The organism is Amycolatopsis sp. NBC_00355 (assembly GCF_036104975.1).
GTDB lineage: Bacteria > Actinomycetota > Actinomycetes > Mycobacteriales > Pseudonocardiaceae > Amycolatopsis.
The window spans coordinates 8,525,038-8,542,354 of sequence record NZ_CP107982.1 but is presented as its reverse complement, the minus strand read 5'-3'; the positions used below and the strand labels follow the sequence as shown (position 1 = coordinate 8,542,354).

At 69.6% G+C, this 17,317-nt stretch carries 17 protein-coding genes and 1 pseudogene; 9 read left to right on the top strand and 9 right to left on the bottom strand.

Annotation, left to right across the window (positions count from 1 at the left end; all coding sequences use genetic code 11):
• From OHS18_RS39440 to OHS18_RS39430, 3 genes are all read left to right on the top strand, one after another.
• A complete protein-coding gene (locus tag OHS18_RS39440; protein WP_328614229.1) occupies positions 1-402 on the top strand; it encodes a GNAT family N-acetyltransferase in 402 nt (133 codons plus the stop codon).
• 10 nt (positions 403-412) lie between these two features.
• Entirely contained in the window at positions 413-865 is a 453-nt protein-coding gene (locus tag OHS18_RS39435; protein WP_328614228.1) for a GNAT family N-acetyltransferase, read from the top strand.
• A 264-nt stretch (positions 866-1,129) separates the two neighbouring features.
• Entirely contained in the window at positions 1,130-2,335 is a 1,206-nt protein-coding gene (locus tag OHS18_RS39430) for a DUF222 domain-containing protein (RefSeq protein WP_442875443.1), read from the top strand.
• A 5-nt stretch (positions 2,336-2,340) separates the two neighbouring features.
• Here the strand turns inward: OHS18_RS39430 and mnmA are convergent, their stop codons facing one another.
• The 4 genes from mnmA to OHS18_RS39410 form a co-directional block, all read right to left on the bottom strand.
• Complete coding sequence (gene mnmA, locus OHS18_RS39425; RefSeq protein ID WP_328614226.1) at positions 2,341-3,432, bottom strand: tRNA 2-thiouridine(34) synthase MnmA; 1,092 nt, start codon at positions 3,430-3,432, stop codon at positions 2,341-2,343.
• Between the two features lie 4 nt (positions 3,433-3,436).
• Positions 3,437-4,633 carry a cysteine desulfurase family protein gene (locus tag OHS18_RS39420; RefSeq protein WP_328614225.1) on the bottom strand — a complete coding sequence of 399 codons (1,197 nt, stop codon included), beginning with the start codon at positions 4,631-4,633 and terminating at the stop codon, positions 3,437-3,439.
• Between the two features lie 64 nt (positions 4,634-4,697).
• Positions 4,698-6,065: an MFS transporter gene (locus OHS18_RS39415; protein WP_328614224.1), complete on the bottom strand. Its 1,368-nt coding sequence runs from the start codon at positions 6,063-6,065 to the stop codon at positions 4,698-4,700.
• Positions 6,066-6,110: 45 nt separating this feature from the next.
• Entirely contained in the window at positions 6,111-7,394 is a 1,284-nt protein-coding gene (locus OHS18_RS39410) for a response regulator transcription factor (protein ID WP_328614223.1), read from the bottom strand.
• Between the two features lie 158 nt (positions 7,395-7,552).
• Between OHS18_RS39410 and OHS18_RS39405 the strand changes: the two genes are divergently transcribed.
• Entirely contained in the window at positions 7,553-8,455 is a 903-nt protein-coding gene (locus OHS18_RS39405) for an NADP-dependent oxidoreductase (RefSeq protein ID WP_328614222.1), read from the top strand.
• Positions 8,456-8,937: 482 nt separating this feature from the next.
• Here OHS18_RS39405 and OHS18_RS39400 read toward each other — a convergent pair.
• The 4 genes and pseudogenes from OHS18_RS39400 to OHS18_RS39385 form a co-directional block, all read right to left on the bottom strand.
• Positions 8,938-9,819 (bottom strand): annotated as a pseudogene (locus OHS18_RS39400) (lysophospholipid acyltransferase family protein); the annotation flags it as partial.
• Complete coding sequence (locus OHS18_RS39395; RefSeq protein ID WP_328614221.1) at positions 9,816-10,598, bottom strand: GNAT family N-acetyltransferase; 783 nt, start codon at positions 10,596-10,598, stop codon at positions 9,816-9,818. The gene OHS18_RS39395 and the pseudogene OHS18_RS39400, both read right to left, overlap by 4 nt.
• A 159-nt stretch (positions 10,599-10,757) precedes the next feature.
• Entirely contained in the window at positions 10,758-11,717 is a 960-nt protein-coding gene (locus OHS18_RS39390; protein ID WP_328614220.1) for an electron transfer flavoprotein subunit alpha/FixB family protein, read from the bottom strand.
• A gap of 29 nt (positions 11,718-11,746) precedes the next feature.
• Complete coding sequence (locus OHS18_RS39385) at positions 11,747-12,532, bottom strand: electron transfer flavoprotein subunit beta/FixA family protein (protein ID WP_328443781.1); 786 nt, start codon at positions 12,530-12,532, stop codon at positions 11,747-11,749.
• A gap of 243 nt (positions 12,533-12,775) precedes the next feature.
• Between OHS18_RS39385 and OHS18_RS39380 the strand changes: the two genes are divergently transcribed.
• Positions 12,776-13,621, top strand: coding sequence for a DegV family protein (locus OHS18_RS39380; RefSeq protein WP_328614219.1), 846 nt, complete (start codon positions 12,776-12,778; stop codon positions 13,619-13,621).
• Here OHS18_RS39380 and OHS18_RS39375 read toward each other — a convergent pair.
• A complete protein-coding gene (locus tag OHS18_RS39375; protein ID WP_328614218.1) occupies positions 13,599-14,024 on the bottom strand; it encodes a hypothetical protein in 426 nt (141 codons plus the stop codon). The genes OHS18_RS39380 and OHS18_RS39375 overlap by 23 nt on opposite strands.
• Positions 14,025-14,076: 52 nt before the next feature.
• Between OHS18_RS39375 and OHS18_RS39370 the strand changes: the two genes are divergently transcribed.
• The 4 genes from OHS18_RS39370 to OHS18_RS39355 all read left to right on the top strand — a co-directional run bounded on the left by OHS18_RS39370 (position 14,077) and on the right by OHS18_RS39355 (position 17,310).
• Positions 14,077-14,850, top strand: a complete 774-nt coding sequence (locus OHS18_RS39370; protein WP_328614217.1) for a class I SAM-dependent methyltransferase — start codon at positions 14,077-14,079, stop codon at positions 14,848-14,850.
• Positions 14,847-16,358, top strand: coding sequence for a glycoside hydrolase family 57 protein (locus OHS18_RS39365; RefSeq protein WP_328614216.1), 1,512 nt, complete (start codon positions 14,847-14,849; stop codon positions 16,356-16,358). Before OHS18_RS39370 ends, OHS18_RS39365 begins: the two co-directional genes overlap by 4 nt.
• Before the next feature lie 16 nt (positions 16,359-16,374).
• Positions 16,375-16,863: a glutathione peroxidase gene (locus OHS18_RS39360; RefSeq protein WP_328443791.1), complete on the top strand. Its 489-nt coding sequence runs from the start codon at positions 16,375-16,377 to the stop codon at positions 16,861-16,863.
• A gap of 216 nt (positions 16,864-17,079) precedes the next feature.
• Positions 17,080-17,310, top strand: coding sequence for a hypothetical protein (locus OHS18_RS39355; protein WP_328443793.1), 231 nt, complete (start codon positions 17,080-17,082; stop codon positions 17,308-17,310).
• The last annotated feature ends 7 nt before the right edge of the window (positions 17,311-17,317 follow it).

Here is a 17,317-nt window from a genome sequence, read left to right as displayed (position 1 = left end):
ATGGATGTCATCAGGCGTGCCAGGGCGGCGGACATCGAGGCGCTCGCGCGCTTGTTCGACGCACCAGGCGGACCGCTGGCAACCGCACTCCACGAGCTCACGAGCACCCCGCACGTCACGCTGGTCGTCGCCGAGGCCGACAAGGGCATCGTTGGATCTGCTCAACTGACGGTGATGCGTGGTCTGGCCTGGGACGGCGCCACCCGTGGTCTGCTGGAAGGCATCCGCGCCTCCCGGCGAGGGGTGACGAGCGCGCTTCTGAGCTGGGGTGTCGACGAGGCCCGCCGACGTGGTTGCACCCGCCTCCACCTGGACTCCGGGCTCGCCCGCGCCGACCTGCGAGAGTTCTACGCGCGTTTCGGGTTCGAACACAGCTATCAAGGGTTCACGCGCGCACTGTGATACTGGCGGCGTGACCGACTACACCATCCGCACAGCACGGCGTGACGACGTCGAAGCGATAGTGCACATGCTGGCGGACGACCAGCTCGGCGCGACCCGCGACGACCCAGCCGATCTTGCCCCGTACCTGCAGGCATTCGACGCTATCGATGAGGACCCCAGCCAGCTCCTGGTCGTTGTCGTGGCCGATGACGAGGCTGTCGGAACCCTGCAGCTGACCGTCATTCCCGGCCTGGCGAGGCGCGGAGCACTTCGTGGCCAAGTCGAGGCCGTCCGGGTCCGGGCCGATCATCGGGGCTCCGGCCTCGGTGCCGACCTTCTTCGCTGGGCGATCGACGAGTCGCGGCGGCGCGGGTGCGCCCTTGTGCAGCTCACGTCGGACACCTCCAGAACGCAGGCACACCGGTTCTACGAGCGCCTCGGTTTCGAGCCGAGCCACACGGGGTTCAAGTTGAACCTCTGAAAACCGGACGACTCGACCATCCACATAGGACAAAGTGCGGGTCACTGCTCCTTCGACGCCGGCACACCATAGGTCAACATACGTCGACCATTCCCGAATCCCTCTCGGCAAGTCAAGCCACGGAGGGCACGAACGGCCCGTTCGTGCCCTCCGCCGCAATTTCGCCGAAAACTGCCGTACGGTCCGCTCATGTCACCTTCGCGCCCACTTCGCAAACTCGACCCTGCAACCGATTCCCGGAATGCCAAGGACAAGCCTCCCTTCATGCTGCAGTCGGTTCGTGCGAACCCGGATACGTTGCAGTGCTTGAAAGACGACCAGGTCGTCGACCTGATACGCGACACCGATGCCGAGATCTCCAAGCTGCAAGCACTTCAACTGAGAGCGATCGCGGACCTCAGCGTGCGCCGGAGACGGTCACCCAGCACGGCTTCCGAAGTGGCCTTGGCCCTGTCCATAACGGAACACCGTGCCGGCACCATTGTTTCCGCGGCCAACGCGCTGATCGCCCGGCTTCCCCGCATGCTCAACCTCATGGACGACGGCAGGCTGGACCTCTATCGCGCCATGAAGGTCACGGACGCGACCGCTTGGGTTTCCGGTGACTACGTGCGCATCGTCGACGAAGCACTCGAAGACCGGGTTCCCGGACGGAACGCCACCCAGGTCCGTCGGGCGGCTGCCTATGCCGCTGCGAAAGCCGACCCGGTAGGTGCTGCGAGCCGCACCGAGCAGAAACTCACCGAACGACGGTTCGCCCTGCACCACCAAGACGCCGCGGTGACCCATCTGTCGATCAACAACGCTCCAACCGAGAAGGCGACCGCAGCCTACGCCCGCATCGATCGGGCGGCTCGCGCTCTGAAGACTCCCGAAGAAGCACGAACGCTGGACCAGCTCCGAGCTGACGTCGCAATGGATCTGCTGCTGAGCGGCACAGGTGGGCCGAGCGTGCGGGCCGAGGTGTTCTTGCACATCGACCTGGCCACCTATCTGAGCTTGAACGATCTCCCGGCGACCTTGGCCGGCCGGGGCCCGATCGCCCCCGCGGTCGCCCGCAACATCATCAGCGGGCCCGACACGACGTTGCGGCGAGTTCTCACCGACCCGCGCACTGGCCAAGTGGTCGAGCTCTCGCCGACGCGTTATCCGCTCGAACAGGCGCAGGACGAGTTCATCCGCGTCCGCGATCAGGAATGCCGACAGCCCGGGTGCACGCGGCCTGCCCAGAGTTGCGGGATCGAACCGACTCGCGCGTCAGGCAAGGCTGAAGCGGTCGCGCACCAGCCAGTCACCTTCTGCTCTCGCCACCGCAAGCTGAAGAGCCAGCCGGGGTGGGCCTACGAGGTAGCTCCCGACGGGACCGTGAATGTTGCGACGCCGACCGGCAGGGTTCGCTCGACAACACCGCCATCAATGCATCCGATCCACCGACGAGCGAACCGGTCCTCGAAAAAGCCGCGGAAATGACGAGGTCAGCGCGTGCCTGAGATCTTCGCACTACCCAAGACGATATCGCCGCCGTCAGAGTCCGGTCGGTAAAGCACGACGACCTGACCAGGAGCGACTCCACGCAAAGGTTCACGCAGCTGCACCGTCATGGTGTCCGAGTCCACCTCGGCGACCGCGTCGACGATTCCGCCGTGAGCCCGAACCTGGACCACACACTCAGTCGGCTCCGTCAGCGGACGACCACTGGGCCAGATCGCGCGGTCGGCGTCGATCACGTCGATCCCGAGGTCGGCCACGGAACCGACCTTGACGGAACCGGACACCGGCTCCAGGGACAGGACGTAGCGAGGACGCCCGTCAGGCGCCGGAGCTTCGATACCAAGGCCCTTGCGTTGCCCCACAGTGAAACCGTGTACACCGGTGTGCCGGCCGAGTACCGCGCCGGTTTCCGCGTCGACGAGCTCGCCCGGACGCTGCCCCAGCCGGTTCTCGAGGAATTTCTTGGTGTCGCCGTCCGGAATGAAGCAGATGTCGTGACTGTCCGGCTTGTTCGCGACGGACAATCCTCGCTGTTCTGCCTCGGCCCGCACCTCGGTCTTCCAAGAGTCGCCGAGCGGGAACATCGCGTGGCTGAGCTGCTCCGCAGTAAGAGAGGCAAGTACGTATGACTGGTCCTTACCGCTGTCCGCGCTGCGGCGCAGCTCCGGCACACCATCAACTACGGACAGACGTGCGTAATGGCCGGTTGCGACCGCGTCGAAGCCGAGTGCCATCGCCTTTTCGAGGAGAGCTTCGAACTTGATCTTCTCATTGCAGGTGACACATGGGTTCGGCGTGCGGCCGGCGGCGTACTCGCCGACGAACGTCTCCACGACTTCTTCGGTGAATCGCTCGGCGAAGTCCCAGATGTAGAACGGGATACCGAGGATGTCAGCAGCTCGCCGGGCATCGTGCGAGTCTTCGATCGTGCAGCACCCGCGCGAACCGGTGCGCAGGGTGCCAGGTTTGGCCGACAGGGCCAAATGCACGCCGACGACATCGTGCCCGGCATCAACCGCGCGCGCCGCGGCGACCGCCGAATCCACTCCCCCGCTCATCGCGGCCAAAACCCGCATTGCCTTACACCTCTTGCTTCTGGGTCTGCTTGCGCATTCCGGCAAGTCCGGCTTGCCTCGCGCGTGTAACTACTCCGCCGATCTCGGCTGCGACTGCCTCGACGTCGGCGGCGGTGGACGTGTGGCCGAGAGAGAATCTGAGCGAACCGCGAGCAGCGGCAGGGTCAGCGCCCATGGCGAGAAGCACGTGGCTCGGCTGGGCGACGCCTGCAGTGCACGCGGATCCTGTCGAGCACTCGATGCCCTTGGCGTCGAGCAGCATCAGCAGGCTGTCGCCGGCGCATCCGGGGAACGTGAAATGAACATGGCTGGGGAGCCGTTCGCCCTTTTCACCGTTGAGGACGGCGTCGGGCACCTCTCGGCGGACCGCTTCAATGAGCCCTTCGCGCAGTTCCTCGACGCGCTTCGCATATTCGGCCCGGGCGGAGATGCTGGTCCGGACAGCAGTCGCGAACCCCACGATCGCCGGGACATCCAAGGTGCCGGAGCGGACGCTGCGTTCCTGGCCGCCACCGTGCAGCAGAGGCACGCATGTCACGTCGCGACCGAGCAGGAGGGCTCCCACACCGAACGGGCCACCGAGCTTGTGGCCCGTGAACGTGAGCGCAGCTGCGCCGCTGGCGGCGAAGTCGACCGGGACAGCGCCGACCGCCTGGACCGCGTCTGTGTGCAGCGGGATGTCGAACTCGGCGCACACGGCGGCCAGTTCGGCGATCGGGTTGATCGTGCCGACCTCGTTGTTGGCCCACATCACCGTCACCAGCGCGACACTTTCGGGATCCGCGGCGATGGCGGCGCGCAGGACGTCGGGCGACACCCGGCCCTGGCTGTCCACATCCAGCAAGGTGATCTCGGCATCGCAGCGGGCCTCGAGCCACTCGACCGTGTCGAGCACCGCGTGGTGTTCGGCGGCACCGCACAAGATGCGACGGCGCTGCTTCTGCTCGTCGTGACGAGCCCAGTAGATGCCCTTGAGTGCGAGATTGTCGCTCTCGGTGCCGCCGCCGGTGAAGATCACTTCGGATGGGCGGGCGCCCAGTGCGTCGGCGATGGTCTCTCGGGCTTCCTCGACCATCCGGCGGGCTCGACGGCCCGAGGAATGCAGCGCCGAGGCGTTGCCCACGGTGGACAGCGCCTCGGTCATCGCCGCTATGGCTTCGGGCAACATCGGTGTGGTCGCCGCGTGGTCGAGATAGGTCATCGCCCCTTCAGGGTAGTCCGCTCCAGCGCGTGACGAAGCGCACCCTGACCCTCGAAGTGGGCTGTCACACCTTCGACGGCCAGCGCCCGGTCAGCCGGACGCCCAGGAGGGCGAGCCCTACCGAGGCGACCGTGAGCAGGGCCATCGCCGGCGACGGGTCGAGAACGGAGCCGACCACGCCGAGAAGGACGCCACCCAGGCCGATGAGCAGCGCCGAGCCGACCCAGTCCGCGAGCTGCATCGCCGAGGTGTTGAACCCCCGCTCGCCCTCGGGCGAGTAGCGGAGCAGGAGGACCGAGGTCGCGGGCATCGCGATCCCCATTCCCGCGCCGCCGACCGCGCAGGCCACGAAGGCCGTCCAGCCGGGGAACCAGGGCTGTGAGACCAGCCCGAAGCAGATTAAGCCGGCCGCGACGAGCCAGAATCCGGTGCGTAGGGATGCCTCCCTCGACCAGTTGACATAGCGGCCCTGGGCGGCAGATGCCGCGGACCAGCCCAGTGCCGTGATCGTCAGGGGCAAGCCGGCGAGGGCCGGGCTGTAGCCGTGGACCGCGCTCATCGTCAGGGGCAGGTATGCCTCCATCCCGGCGTATGCGCCCGCGATCAACGCGCGGGAGACGACGACCGTGGGGAGGCCTCGGCGAGAGGTCAGTGCCCCCGTCGGGAGCAGTTTGCGGAGGGCGTAGCCGAGGGCTACCAGCCCGACTGTGCCGTAGCCGAGGGCGAGGAGGGACTGGTGCTGCGCGGCCCAGGTCAGGGCGGCAATGCCCAGGGCGGCGATGAGCGCTTGGAAAACGCCTGCGCGGGGGCCGCCCGCGGCGGGGACGTGCGCGGGCAGGCGGCGGACGACCACCAACAACATGGCCACGCCCACGACCACAAGCGGGACCAAGCCCAGGAACACCCAGCGCCAGCCGACGCTGATGGTCAGGAATCCGGCCACGGACGGGCCGATGACCGCGGGCAGGACCCAGGCAGCGGCGTTCGCGGCGTAGATCACCGGGCGTTCGTGGTCGGTGAACGTCAAGGCGATCAGGAGCGAGACCGAAACCAGGAGCAGTCCCGATCCGAAGCCCTGCAGGGCGCGGCCGAGCAGGAGAGTTGGCATACCCGTCGCCGTTCCCGCGACGAGGAGGCCGGCTGCGAACAATGCCGGGCCTGCGAGCAGGGCCGGTGCTGGGCCGCGGCGGTCGCCGATGCGGCCCGACAACACCGTGGCGACGACGCTGGAGATCAGGAAGATCGTGAACGGCCACGAGTACAGGAACAGCCCGTGCAGGTCGGCGACCAGGGTCGGCATCGCCGTCGCGACGCCCATGTTCTCGAAAGCGACCAGGGTGACCACGAGCAGCAGCGCGATCGTCGTCAGCCGGTGTTCCGGGCTCCAGAGCACACTGCGGCGGACGGGCGCGGGGTCGATGGTCGAGGTCATGATCAGCAGCGTGCAACCTCCAGCCCGCTGGAGGTCAAGCCGATTTCACGCGGAGTGGCGCGTCGCCGGCTCCAGGCGCAGGTCGCGAGCGAGGGCGGCGGCCTCGCCGCGGGAGGTCACGTCCAGCTTGTCGAGGATGTTGCGGACGTGGAACTTCACCGTGTGCTCGCTGAGCTGCAACTGCTCGGCGATCTGCCGGTTGCGCAGGCCCTGGGAGATTCCCGACAACACCTCGATCTCGCGCGGGTTGAGCCGGTCGAGCGGGCGCAGTTCCGGCGGTTCGGCCACGCCGAGGGGCAGGACGGCGGTGACCGTCGTCCCCCAGCCCGGGACGGCGTCGACCTCCCAGTGACCACCCAGCGTGGTGAGCCGTTCGGTCAGGCCGCCCGCCGGGACAGCCGCGGCGACCTCGGGGCTGTCGTCGCGGACCGTGATGCGGACGACCGAGCCGTCCAGGCGCCAGGACGCCCGCAGGCGCGTGGTCGCCGGGCGGTTTAGGGCGGCGAGCACCAGGCCGCGGGTCAACGTCCGGGCCGTGTGGGCGATGTCTTGCGCGAGCGAGCCCTCGCCGACCGGACCGACCAGGTCGACGTGGACGTCCGTGTGGCGCGCCAGGTCGGCGAGCTGGTCCTTGAGCACGGCGAACGCCGCGCCCGCCGACTCCACGGACATGGCCTGGTCGCGGTCGACGACGCCCTTGAGCTCGAGCAGCGCGTCGGCGGCCAGGTCGACCGCCGTCCGGCGCGCGGCGGCGTCCGGGAGCCGGCCGGATCGGAGCACCGCCAGGAGGGTCGACAGGGTCGTCGCGTGGGTCTGGCCGAGGTCGGTGATCGCCTGGGCCCGCGCGGTCGCCGCGGCGAGGTTGCTGGCCAGGACCTCCGGACCCGGGTCGGTCGCACGCTGGCCCGCGTCCGTGCTGAGGATGTGCCACAGCCGGGCGGCCAGCTCCAGCTCGGCGGCCGGTGGCTCCGGGGCCGAGAGCGCCACGGCCAGCACCGCGCCCTTGCCGACCGGTGGTGACGACGCGAGCAGGACGAGAGGGCATTCGATGCCGCCCAGGACGCCCTCGACAACCAGCGCGGTGCCCGGCTCGCTGCGGTCGACCAGCCGTTGCAGCTCGACGCTCGTCACCGCTTGGGCGATTGCCGGGTCGCCGACGACCTTGAACGGGCTGCGCGGGCAGTCGCCCGTCTGCATCGCCGCGGCGCGGTGCGGGATCAGCTTCCCCAGCTCGATGGAGAACTGGGTGAGCAGCTGGGGGCGCGGCGCCGACAACAGCCGTTCGACGACGTCGAGCACGTGTCGCGGATCCGACCAGGAAGCGTCCATGGCTCCAAAGTAGGCGCGCTCGCACGTAGATGGCCTGCTCGTCCGGCTAGTGAACACTGCTCGTCCGAGTGGTTCGGTGTGCCCGGCGGGCGAGTTGACTCGGTGACGAGGACATTCGAGCATCGAAGGTCCCGAAAACGAGGAGCGCAGACGACACCATGCGAGCGATCACCTTCGCCGAGTACGGCGGACCGGACGTCCTGAAGCTGTCCGAGGTTCCGGTGCCGGAGCCCGGTCTCGGGCAGGTGCGGCTGGCTGTGCGGGCCGCCGGGATCAACCCGATCGACTGGAAGATCCGCAGTGGCGGGATGGCGCAGAACTTCCCGGTCGACTTCCCCCACACTCCGGGGCTCGAGGTGGCCGGGGTCGTCGACGCCGTCGGCGAGGGCGCCGGCTTCTCCGTGGGCGACGAGGTCTTCGGCTGGTCCGAGACGGGCGCCTACGCCGAATACGCCTTGGCGAAAACGCTTGCGCCGAAGCCCACAGGCCTCTCGTGGGCAGACGCCGCGGCATTGCCGGTCGCTGGTGAGACGGCCCTTCGCGTCCTGAACCTGCTCGATGTCCGCGAAGGCGAGACGCTGCTCATCCACGGCGCCAGTGGCACGGTGGGCCGGTTCGCGGCGCAGGCCGCCGTCGCGAAGGGGCTGACCGTCATCGGCACCGGTGGCAGCCGGAGCCTCGACGACCTGAAATCGCTCGGCGTCATCCCGGTCCCGTACGGCGACGGCTGGGTGGAGCGGGTCCGCGAAGCCGCATCGGGCTCGGTCGACGCCGTTTTCGACACCTCCGGGCACGGCGTCCTGCCGGGCTCGGTCGAGCTGCGGGGTTCGCAGGAGCGGATCGTCACGATCGCCGACGCCGCGGCGTTCGAGCTGGGGCTGACCTTCTCCAGCGGCGGCGAGCAGTCGCGCGAGGTCCTGGAGGGGATCGCCGGCTGGGTGACCGACCGCGGGGTGACCATCGCGCAGGGCAAGAGCTACCCGCTCGCCGACGCGGCCGCGGCCCAGATCGAGAGCGAAGGCGGGCACCCGGGCGGGAAGCTGACGCTCACCGTCGGCTGATCGCGGACGAGCCTGTCGCCGGAGATCGGCAACACACGGAGCAGGCCCGCCGACGGCCTTCGGCAATGCGCGGAACGGGCCTGTTGCCGGCAATCGGCGACACGCGGAACGGGCCTGCCGCCAGCAATCGGCGACAGGCCCGTTCGCGAGCCGACCAGGGCCTGTCGCCGGATCGCGGCGACAGGCCCGGATCACTTCGCGGGAGGCGAAGCTAGGGAAGGCATGGCCTGGTCGGCCACGACCTGGGTCGGCGCAGTCTGGACGGCCCCGGCCTGAGGAGGCATCACGTCGGGCGGTGTTGTCGCACTGCGGGGAGCCGCTGATTCCGACGACGTGGCCGCAACCCGGCGAGCCGCTGGCTCGGACGGCGTGGCTACAACCCCGCGAGCCACCGACTCGGACATCATGGCCACAGCCCGGGAAGCCACCAGTTCGGACGTCATGGCCGCGGCCCGGAACGTCGTCACTTCGGACACCGAGACCTCTGCCGCGACAGCCAGCGTCGGCACGACCTGCGGGCGCGGGGTCCGTCGGCGCTGCTGAGCCGGGATCTGCACCGTTCCCAGTGCGGAATAGACCGCCGCCTCGGCCAGGGCGGCCAGTTCGCGGCGGGTCTCCGCGCGGCCCGGCGCGATTTCCGGGCAGATGTGGATTTCGAGCACCAGGCCCCGCAGCGCCGCGACCCGGCGCAGGGACGCGATCAGCGACTCCGGGCCGATGAACGCCGGGTGGCTGGTCTCACGGCCGTCGGCGAGGCGGTAGCGCAGGGCGACCGGGCGGACCGGGACGCCGCCGTCGATGGCCGCTTGGAACGTCGCGGTCGTGAACCGGCCGGACGCCAGGCCGCACCACGTCGTCCCTTCGGGGGTGACGCTCACCAGGGACCCCGAGCGCAGGGCGTCGGCCAGCTCGGCCATCGTGGCGGGCAGCGTCTTGAGCCGCTCGCGGTCGAGGAAGATGCTGCCGCCGCGACGGACCAGCCCGCCGAGCACCGGCCAGCCCGCGATCTCCTTCTTGGCCAGCGCGCGCATCGGCCGCAGCGCGTTGATCGCGACGATGTCCAGCCAGGAGATGTGGTTGTTGACCACCAGCGCACCACGGCCGGCGGGCGCGGTGCGGAAGTCGTCGCCGCCCCGGATGTCCAGGCGGACGCCGAACGCGCGCAGCACGCCCCGGAAGATCAGGCGGACCAGTCGCTCGCGGCCGCGGGTGACCAGGAGCAGCGGCGAAGCCAGCATTGCCGCGCCAACGACCACGATCGCCGCGGCGAACCGCAGCACCCGGCGTGGGAGGCCGACCACCGGGTCGCCCTCGGTGAGGCAGCCGTCGCCACACGGCGACGTCGGCATCCAGGCGTGGCTCATGCCTGGGCTCCGAGGAAGAACTTCAGGTAGCGCTCGTCGACGTTGTGCAGGTCGAGCACGACGAAGAAGTCCGCGACGCCGAAGTCCGCGTCGAGCGCCGGCGGGCCGTGGACCTTGGCACCGAGCCGGATGTAGCCCTTGATCAACGGCGGCAGCGTGGCCCGCGCCGGGCGCTCGATCGTGGAGGTGTCCCACGGGATCAGCGGCGAGACGCGCGTCGCCTCGTCCGAGTAGTGCTTGGTGCGCAGGACGTCCCAGACGCCGGCCGCGAACGAGCCGCCGTCCACCAGCGGGACCGACGCGCAACCGGCGAGGTAGCGGTGGCCGGACAGCAGCATGTACCGGGCGATCCCGGCCCAGACCAGGCTGACGACGGCGCCGCTGCGGTGGTCGGGGTGCACGCACGAACGGCCGGTTTCGACCAGGGAGGGCCGCCGTGCGTCGAGCGTGCTCAGGTCGAACTCGCTGTCGGCGTAGAGCTTCCCGGCCTGGACGGCGCGGTCCGGCGGCAGCATCCGGTAGCAGCCGACGATGTCGCCCGTGTTGTCGTCCCGGACGACGAGGTGGTCGCAGAACTCGTCGAACTCGTCGACGTCGAGGCCGGGGCGCGGGGAATGCAGCCGCGCGCCCATCTCCTCGGCGAAAACCTGGTGCCGCAGGCGCTGCGCCGCGACCACTTCGTCGTTCGCGTGGGCGACCAGAAGGGAGTACCGAGGGGCGTCCGCGGGGAGCGCGGAACCCGCCTGATCAGTGCTGACGAGGAGCTGTGACGTCGTCATGGTCAAGGTGTACCCGTGCGCAGGAAACCGCGGAGAGTGCCATCCGATGACCGATTAGTGCACGTTCAGTTAATTGCGGGTTCTCAGGCTTCTCTCAGGTCCTAAAGACGCACGAAGGGCCTTCCGGGAACATCCCGGAAGGCCCTTCGGGAGAGCGGATCAGCCCTTGCGCTTCGCGACCGCTTCGGTCAGCTGCGGCGCGACGTTGAACAGGTCGCCTACGATGCCGAAGTCGGCGATCTCGAAGATCGGAGCCTCCGGGTCCTTGTTGACGGCGATGATCGTCTTCGACGTCTGCATGCCGGCGCGGTGCTGGATCGCGCCGGAGATGCCGAGGGCGATGTACAGCTGCGGCGACACGGTCTTGCCGGTCTGGCCCACCTGGAACTGCGCCGGGTAGTAGCCGGAGTCGACGGCGGCACGGGACGCGCCGACGGCCGCACCGAGCGAGTCGGCCAGCTTCTCGACGACGTCGAACTTCTCCGCCGAGCCGACACCGCGGCCACCGGAGACCACGATCGAGGCCTCGGTCAGCTCCGGACGGTCACCGCCGGTCACCGGCTCGACGCCGGTGATCTTGGTGGCCTTCGCCGCGTCGGTTGCGGGGATCTCGACGGTCTCTTCGGCCGCCGCGCCTTCGGCGGTCTCGGCCTCGACGGCACCCGGGCGGATGGAGACGACCGGGACGCCCTTCGACGACTTGGACTTCACCGAGAACGCGCCGCCGAAGATCGACTGGTCGATCACGCCGTCACCGTTGACGCCGACGGCGTCGTAGATCAGGCCGGAGCCGAGCCGGACGGCCAGGCGCGCGGCGACCTCCTTGCCCTCACCGCTGGCGGTGACGAGCACGGCGGCCGGGGAGGCCTGCTGCGCCAGCGCGGCGAGCACGTCCACCTTCGGCGTGACCAGGTAGTTCGCGGCGTCGTCGCCTTCGGCGACATAGACCTTGGCGGCGCCGTGCGCGGCGAGGGACTCCTTGGCCTTGGCGGCGGTGCCGGTCGGGCCGACGACGACGGCCGACGGCTCACCGAGCGCGCGGGCCGCGGTCAGCAGCTCCAGCGTGACCTTCTTGACCTCACCGTCGACGTGGTCGACGAGGACGAGTACTTCAGCCATGTTCTTGTTTCCTCCTCGAAGAGCCGTTGTCAGATGAGCTTCTGGCCGACCAGGTACTCGGCGACCTTGGTGCCGCCGTCACCCTCGTCCTCGGTCTTCTCGCCGGCGGTGCGCGGCGGCTTCGGCGAGGCCTCGGTCACGGTGGACCAGGCGTTGGCCAGGCCGACCTCGCCCGCGTCGACACCCAGGTCGGCGAGGGTGAAGGTCTCGACCGGCTTCTTCTTGGCGGCCATGATGCCCTTGAAGGACGGGTAGCGCGGCTCGTTGATCTTCTCGCCGACGCTGACCACCGCGGGCAGGGTCGCCTCGAGGTGGGTGAGGCCGTCTTCGGTCTCCCGGACGGCCTTGATGGTGGTGCCGTCGACGGTGACCTCACGCGCGTAGGTGACCTGCGGCAGGCCGAGCAGCTCGGCGAGGATCGCCGGGACGGCGCCGCCGCGGCCGTCGGAGGACTCGTTGCCGGCGATGATCAGGTCGTAGTTCTCGACCTTGGCGATCGCGGCGGCGATGACCTTCGCAGTGGCGATGGCGTCGGAGCCGTGCAGGGCCTCGTCGGAGACGTGGATGGCCTTGTCGGCGCCCATGGACAGCGCCTTGCGGATCGCGTCGGTCGCGCGGTCGGGGCCCACCGAGAGCACGGTGACCTCGCCCTCGCCGGCTTCCTTGATCTTCAGGGCTTCTTCGACGGCCTTCTCGTTGATCTCATCGAGGACGGCGTCGGCGGATTCACGGTCAAGGGTGTGGTCGGCCCCGCTGAGCTTTCGCTCCGAGTAGGTGTCCGGTACCTGCTTGACCAGGACGACGATGTTGGTCATGGGTCTTCTTCGACCTCCCGGTTGTGGCCCGCGGGCGCGCCACGGGTCAGTGCTCTACTGGCCGGTAGATTAGGGCCATTCCGCCGCCAGGACCCGCCGAGGTGACGCCATTCACCTGGATGCGCAAACTACTGGGACCATCGTCCCGGTAGTCGACCGGTTACCCCGTCTGAACCGCCGTTCGTCCGATCGGACCAACTACGGCCTACTCCTGGTGGGTCCGAGGGGTTAGCCTCCGGCACCATGCCAGCGCGCATCGCCGTCATCACCGACTCCAGTTCGTGCCTTCCCGACCTCGTCGCCGCCCGCTGGGCCATCGGCGTCGTGCAGATCCAGCTCAACACGGGAAGCCACTTCGACGACGAAAACCGCTTCGACCGCGGCAAGGTCATCGACACCATGAGAGCCGGTCAGCTGATCACCACGGCGCCCCCGGACCCGGGGGCGTTCTTCTGGACCTACCAGGAGGCCGCGGCCTCCGGCGCCACCGCGATCGTCAGCATTCACCTCTCCGGCCGGATGTCCGACACCGTCCGCGCGGCGCGGGAGGCCGCCCAGCAGGTCCGCATCCCGGTGCACGTCCTCGACAGCCGCACCACGGGGATGAGCCTCGGCTTCGCCGCCATCGCCGCGGGCCGGGCGGCCGCCGCCGGCGGGGACGCCGCACGCGTCATCGAAGCCGCCGAACGCCGGTGCTTCACGAGTACCGAGTTCATCTACGTCGACACGCTGGAGTACCTCCGCCGCGGTGGGCGGATCGGCGCCGCGCAGGCGACCATCGGCACGGCGTTCTCCATCAAGCCGCTGCTCACGGTCAAGGACGGCGAGGTCGCGCCGCTCACCCGCGTTCCCGGCACGCGGCGGGCGCTGGCCAAGATGGTCGAGCTCGCCGTCCGGAAGTCCGGCGGCTTCCGCGTCGACATCGCCGTGACGCGGTTCGGCGCCAGCGATCACGAGCTCGAGATCGGCCGGCAGATCGAGCGCCGCGTGTCCGGGATGGCCGAGAGCATGGTGGTCGAGGCGAGCACGGTCATCGGCGCGCACCTCGGCCCGGGCGCGCTCGGCATCACCGTGTCGCCGGTGGACTGACCCGGCGTCCGGGGATCAGCAGCAGCGCGATCGGCACCACCGCGCCCAGACCGGTCGTCGCGAGGATGAGAACCTGATCAATTTGATCAAAATGCGACACGTGGCCGAGGTGGTAGAGGAAGTGCGGCAGGCCGAACAGCAGCGCCGCGACGCCGGCCAGCCGCGCCACGGCTGTGGTGCCGATCACGGCGGCGCCGATCAGGAGGGCCGCGAGGGCCAGGTTGAGGCCGCCGAAGTCGCGCAGGAGGTGCTCGTTGAAGGGCCCGTCCATCGAGACCCAGCCGGCGCGGAAACCGGGAAAGTCCTGGTAGAAGCCGGTCGGGGTGACCAGTGGCCAGATTCCGATCACGGCTTCGACGACGCCGGAGAACACGAGGAGTACGCGGGTGATGGTCCGTTGCATGACCACGGAACGAGACGGCCGTGCCGGACGTGACACCGCTAGGGTCGCGGAGGTGACCACCCCAGCCACCCGGGCCGAGGCGCTGCACCTGACCGGCGAACGGACCGTCCCCGGCATCGACGTCGAGAATTATTGGTTCAGGCGCCACGAAGCCGCGTACGTCGCTCTGCTCCCCCACTGCGCCGGCGCGACGGTGCTCGAAGCCGGTTGCGGCGAGGGCTACGGCGCCGGTCTTCTCGCGACCACGGCCCGCCGGGTGCTCGCACTGGACTACGACGTGCCGACCACCGAGCACGTCGCCCGCCGCTACCCCGAGGTCGCCGTCGCGCGAGCCAATCTGGCATACCTGCCACTGCGGGACGCCTCGGTGGACGTCGTGGCCAATTTCCAGGTCATCGAGCACCTCTGGGACCAGGCGGGGTTCCTCGCCGAATGCCGGCGAGTGTTGTCGCCAGGAGGAAAGCTGCTGGTCACGACCCCGAACCGGCTCACTTTCACCCCGGACAGCGACACTCCGCTGAATCCGTACCACACCCGGGAGCTGGCGCCGGCCGAGCTGGCCGGGCTCCTCACCGACGCCGGTTTCGAGGTCGAGACGCTGCACGGCCTGCACCACGGCGAGGCCGTCCGCGCGCTCGACGTCCGGTACGGCGGCTCGATCATCGACGCGCAATTGGACGTCGTCATGGGTGAGCTGCCCGGGCAGGCCGTCTGGCCGGCGGAGCTGCTCTCCGACGTCGCCGCGATCGAGGCCACGGGGTTCGACATCCACGGCGACGACCTCGACGCCAGCCTGGACCTGATCGCCGTGGCGGTGCGCCGATGACCGACGGCTACGAGGGCACGTTCTGCCTCGTCCTGCACAGCCACCTGCCGTGGCTGCCGCACCACGGGACCTGGCCGGTCGGCGAGGAATGGCTCTACCAGGCGTGGGCGCATTCGTACCTGCCGATGGTCGACCTGCTCGAACGGTTCGCCGCCGAAGGCCGCCGTGACGTGCTGACGCTCGGCATGACGCCGGTGCTCGCCGCGCAGCTCGACGACCCGTACAGCATCCGCGCCTGCCACGACTGGCTCGGCCACTGGCAGCTGCGCGCCCAACACGCGTCGACGCTGTGGCGCGGCGACCCGATCCTGCGCGAGCTGGCCGCGGCCGAGCACCAGAGCGCGGTCCGCGCGGCCGAAGAACTCGGAACGCGCTGGCGGCACGGCTTCTCCCCGATCCTGCGGTCCCTGGTCGACAACTCGACCATCGAGGTGCTCGGCGGACCGCTGGCCCACCCGTTCCAGCCGCTGCTGGACCCGCGGGTGCGGGAGTTCGCGCTGAACGCGGGACTCGCCGACACGGCGTTGCGGATCGGCTCGCGGCCCGAGGGGATCTGGGCGCCGGAGTGCGGCTACGCGCCTGGCCTGGAAAACGACTACGCGGCCGCGGGCGTTCGCCGGTTCATGGTCGACGGGCCGTCGTTGCGCGGCGAGACCTGGGCCGCGCGGCCGGTCGGCGACAGCGATGTCCTCGCCTTCGGGCGCGACCTCGAGGTCACCTACCGCGTCTGGTCGCCGAAGGCCGGCTACCCCGGCCACGCCGCGTACCGCGACTTCCACACGTGGGCGCACGAGGTCGGCCTCAAGGCGTCGCGCGTCACCGGCAAGACCGTCGAGCCGGCCGACAAGGCGCCGTACGATCCGTCGCTCGCCGCGGACGTGCTGGGTCTGCACGTCAAGGATTTCGTCGACACGGTCGTGACGCGGCTGCGGTCGCTGAAGGCGCAACACGGGCGCGAGTCGCTCGTGGTCGCCGCGTACGACACGGAGTTGTTCGGGCACTGGTGGCACGAAGGACCGGCCTGGCTGGAGGGTGTGCTGCGCGCGCTACCCGAGGCCGGGGTGCGGGTGACAACGCTCAAGGGCGCACTTGAAGCCGGGCACGTCGGGCCGTCGATCGACCTGCCCTCGTCGTCGTGGGGGTCGGGCAAGGACTGGCGCGTCTGGGACGGCGAGCAGGTCCAGGACATGGTCGAGGCCAACACGGCGTTGCAGAAGCGGCTGCTGGACCTCGTCGCCGATTTGCCGACCACGGCTCGGGACGCCGTCGCCGACCAGGCCGTCGCCGAGGCGATGCTGGCGCTGGAAAGCGACTGGGCGTTCATGGTCACCAAGGACTCCGCCGCCGACTACGCGCGGCGCCGGGCCGCGGTGCACACCGAACGCTTCGACGCGCTGGCCGGGGCGTTGCGCCGCGGCGACCGCGCGCGGGGTGAGGAACTGGCCGCGGCCTACCACGCCGAAGACGGACCGTTCGGGCACCTCGACGCCCGGGCGCTCAAGCACTAGAGAGAGGACCCATCGGATGGGGATCCACGAAATTCCGGTCAAGACGCTCGACGGGCAGGACAGCTCGCTGGCCTCGCTGGCCGGCAAAGCGCTGCTGGTGGTCAACGTCGCGTCGAAGTGCGGCCTGACCCCGCAGTATTCCGGCTTGGAGCGGCTGCAGGAGCGTTTCGGCGCCCAGGGCTTCTCCGTGGTCGGTTTTCCGTGCAACCAGTTCGCCGGGCAGGAGCCGGGCAGCGCGGACGAGATCCAGACGTTCTGCTCGACGACCTACGGCGTCACCTTCCCGCTGTTCGAGAAGATCGACGTCAACGGCGACGACCGGCACCCGTTGTACTCGGAGCTGACGAAGACGGAGGACGCCGAGGGCGCGTCCGGCGACGTCCAGTGGAACTTCGAGAAGTTCCTCGTCGGCGCCGACGGCGAGGTCCTGGCGCGGTTCCGGCCGCGCACCGAGCCCGAGGACGAGGCGGTCGTCAAGGCCATCGAGGCGGCCCTGCCCGCGTGACGGCGGCCCGGGACGTGCTCCCCCGGCGTCCCCGGAATTCACCGGATCGACGGGTTTCAGCGGCCGTTCGGGTATCACGGAAACGCGCCTGAAAACGGTTGCCGTGATCCGGACGGTCGAACCCCGGGTGATCAGCCTGCCGCTTTCCCCTCTCCGCACCGAATACTTTTCACGACGCCCATTCCGGCGTCGTCGTGTGCGAGGAAGGGATCACCGATGAGCACCTCCAGACGCCGGGCCGCGCTGGCCGCGTTCCCCGTGGCACTCGGGCTGCTGCTGGCCGGACCGGCGGTGGGCACCGCGTCAGCCGCGTCGGCCGCACCGGTCGCGTCGCAGTCCGACGCGGCCGGCCAGGCGCGCCACTGCCTGCTGTGCGTCGGCCACCACCATCACCACGGGCACATCAACATCCTGGGCATCCACCTGGGACTCTGGTTGCATCTGTAGATCCCGG

What these genes read in the sequence shown, in the direction of transcription:
- OHS18_RS39355 (WP_328443793.1), top strand. Translation starts at nt 17,080, where the DNA reads ATGAGCACCTCCAGACGCCGGGCCGCGCTGGCCGCGTTCCCCGTGGCA.
- OHS18_RS39415 (WP_328614224.1), bottom strand. Translation starts at nt 6,065, where the DNA reads ATGACCTCGACCATCGACCCCGCGCCCGTCCGCCGCAGTGTGCTCTGG.
- OHS18_RS39420 (WP_328614225.1), bottom strand. Translation starts at nt 4,633, where the DNA reads ATGACCTATCTCGACCACGCGGCGACCACACCGATGTTGCCCGAAGCC.
- mnmA (WP_328614226.1), bottom strand. Translation starts at nt 3,432, where the DNA reads ATGCGGGTTTTGGCCGCGATGAGCGGGGGAGTGGATTCGGCGGTCGCC.
- OHS18_RS39405 (WP_328614222.1), top strand. Translation starts at nt 7,553, where the DNA reads ATGCGAGCGATCACCTTCGCCGAGTACGGCGGACCGGACGTCCTGAAG.
- OHS18_RS39430 (WP_442875443.1), top strand. Translation starts at nt 1,130, where the DNA reads ATGCTGCAGTCGGTTCGTGCGAACCCGGATACGTTGCAGTGCTTGAAA.
- OHS18_RS39375 (WP_328614218.1), bottom strand. Translation starts at nt 14,024, where the DNA reads ATGCAACGGACCATCACCCGCGTACTCCTCGTGTTCTCCGGCGTCGTC.
- OHS18_RS39365 (WP_328614216.1), top strand. Translation starts at nt 14,847, where the DNA reads ATGACCGACGGCTACGAGGGCACGTTCTGCCTCGTCCTGCACAGCCAC.
- OHS18_RS39390 (WP_328614220.1), bottom strand. Translation starts at nt 11,717, where the DNA reads ATGGCTGAAGTACTCGTCCTCGTCGACCACGTCGACGGTGAGGTCAAG.
- OHS18_RS39360 (WP_328443791.1), top strand. Translation starts at nt 16,375, where the DNA reads ATGGGGATCCACGAAATTCCGGTCAAGACGCTCGACGGGCAGGACAGC.
- OHS18_RS39395 (WP_328614221.1), bottom strand. Translation starts at nt 10,598, where the DNA reads ATGACGACGTCACAGCTCCTCGTCAGCACTGATCAGGCGGGTTCCGCG.
- OHS18_RS39380 (WP_328614219.1), top strand. Translation starts at nt 12,776, where the DNA reads ATGCCAGCGCGCATCGCCGTCATCACCGACTCCAGTTCGTGCCTTCCC.
- OHS18_RS39410 (WP_328614223.1), bottom strand. Translation starts at nt 7,394, where the DNA reads ATGGACGCTTCCTGGTCGGATCCGCGACACGTGCTCGACGTCGTCGAA.
- OHS18_RS39440 (WP_328614229.1), top strand. Translation starts at nt 1, where the DNA reads ATGGATGTCATCAGGCGTGCCAGGGCGGCGGACATCGAGGCGCTCGCG.
- OHS18_RS39385 (WP_328443781.1), bottom strand. Translation starts at nt 12,532, where the DNA reads ATGACCAACATCGTCGTCCTGGTCAAGCAGGTACCGGACACCTACTCG.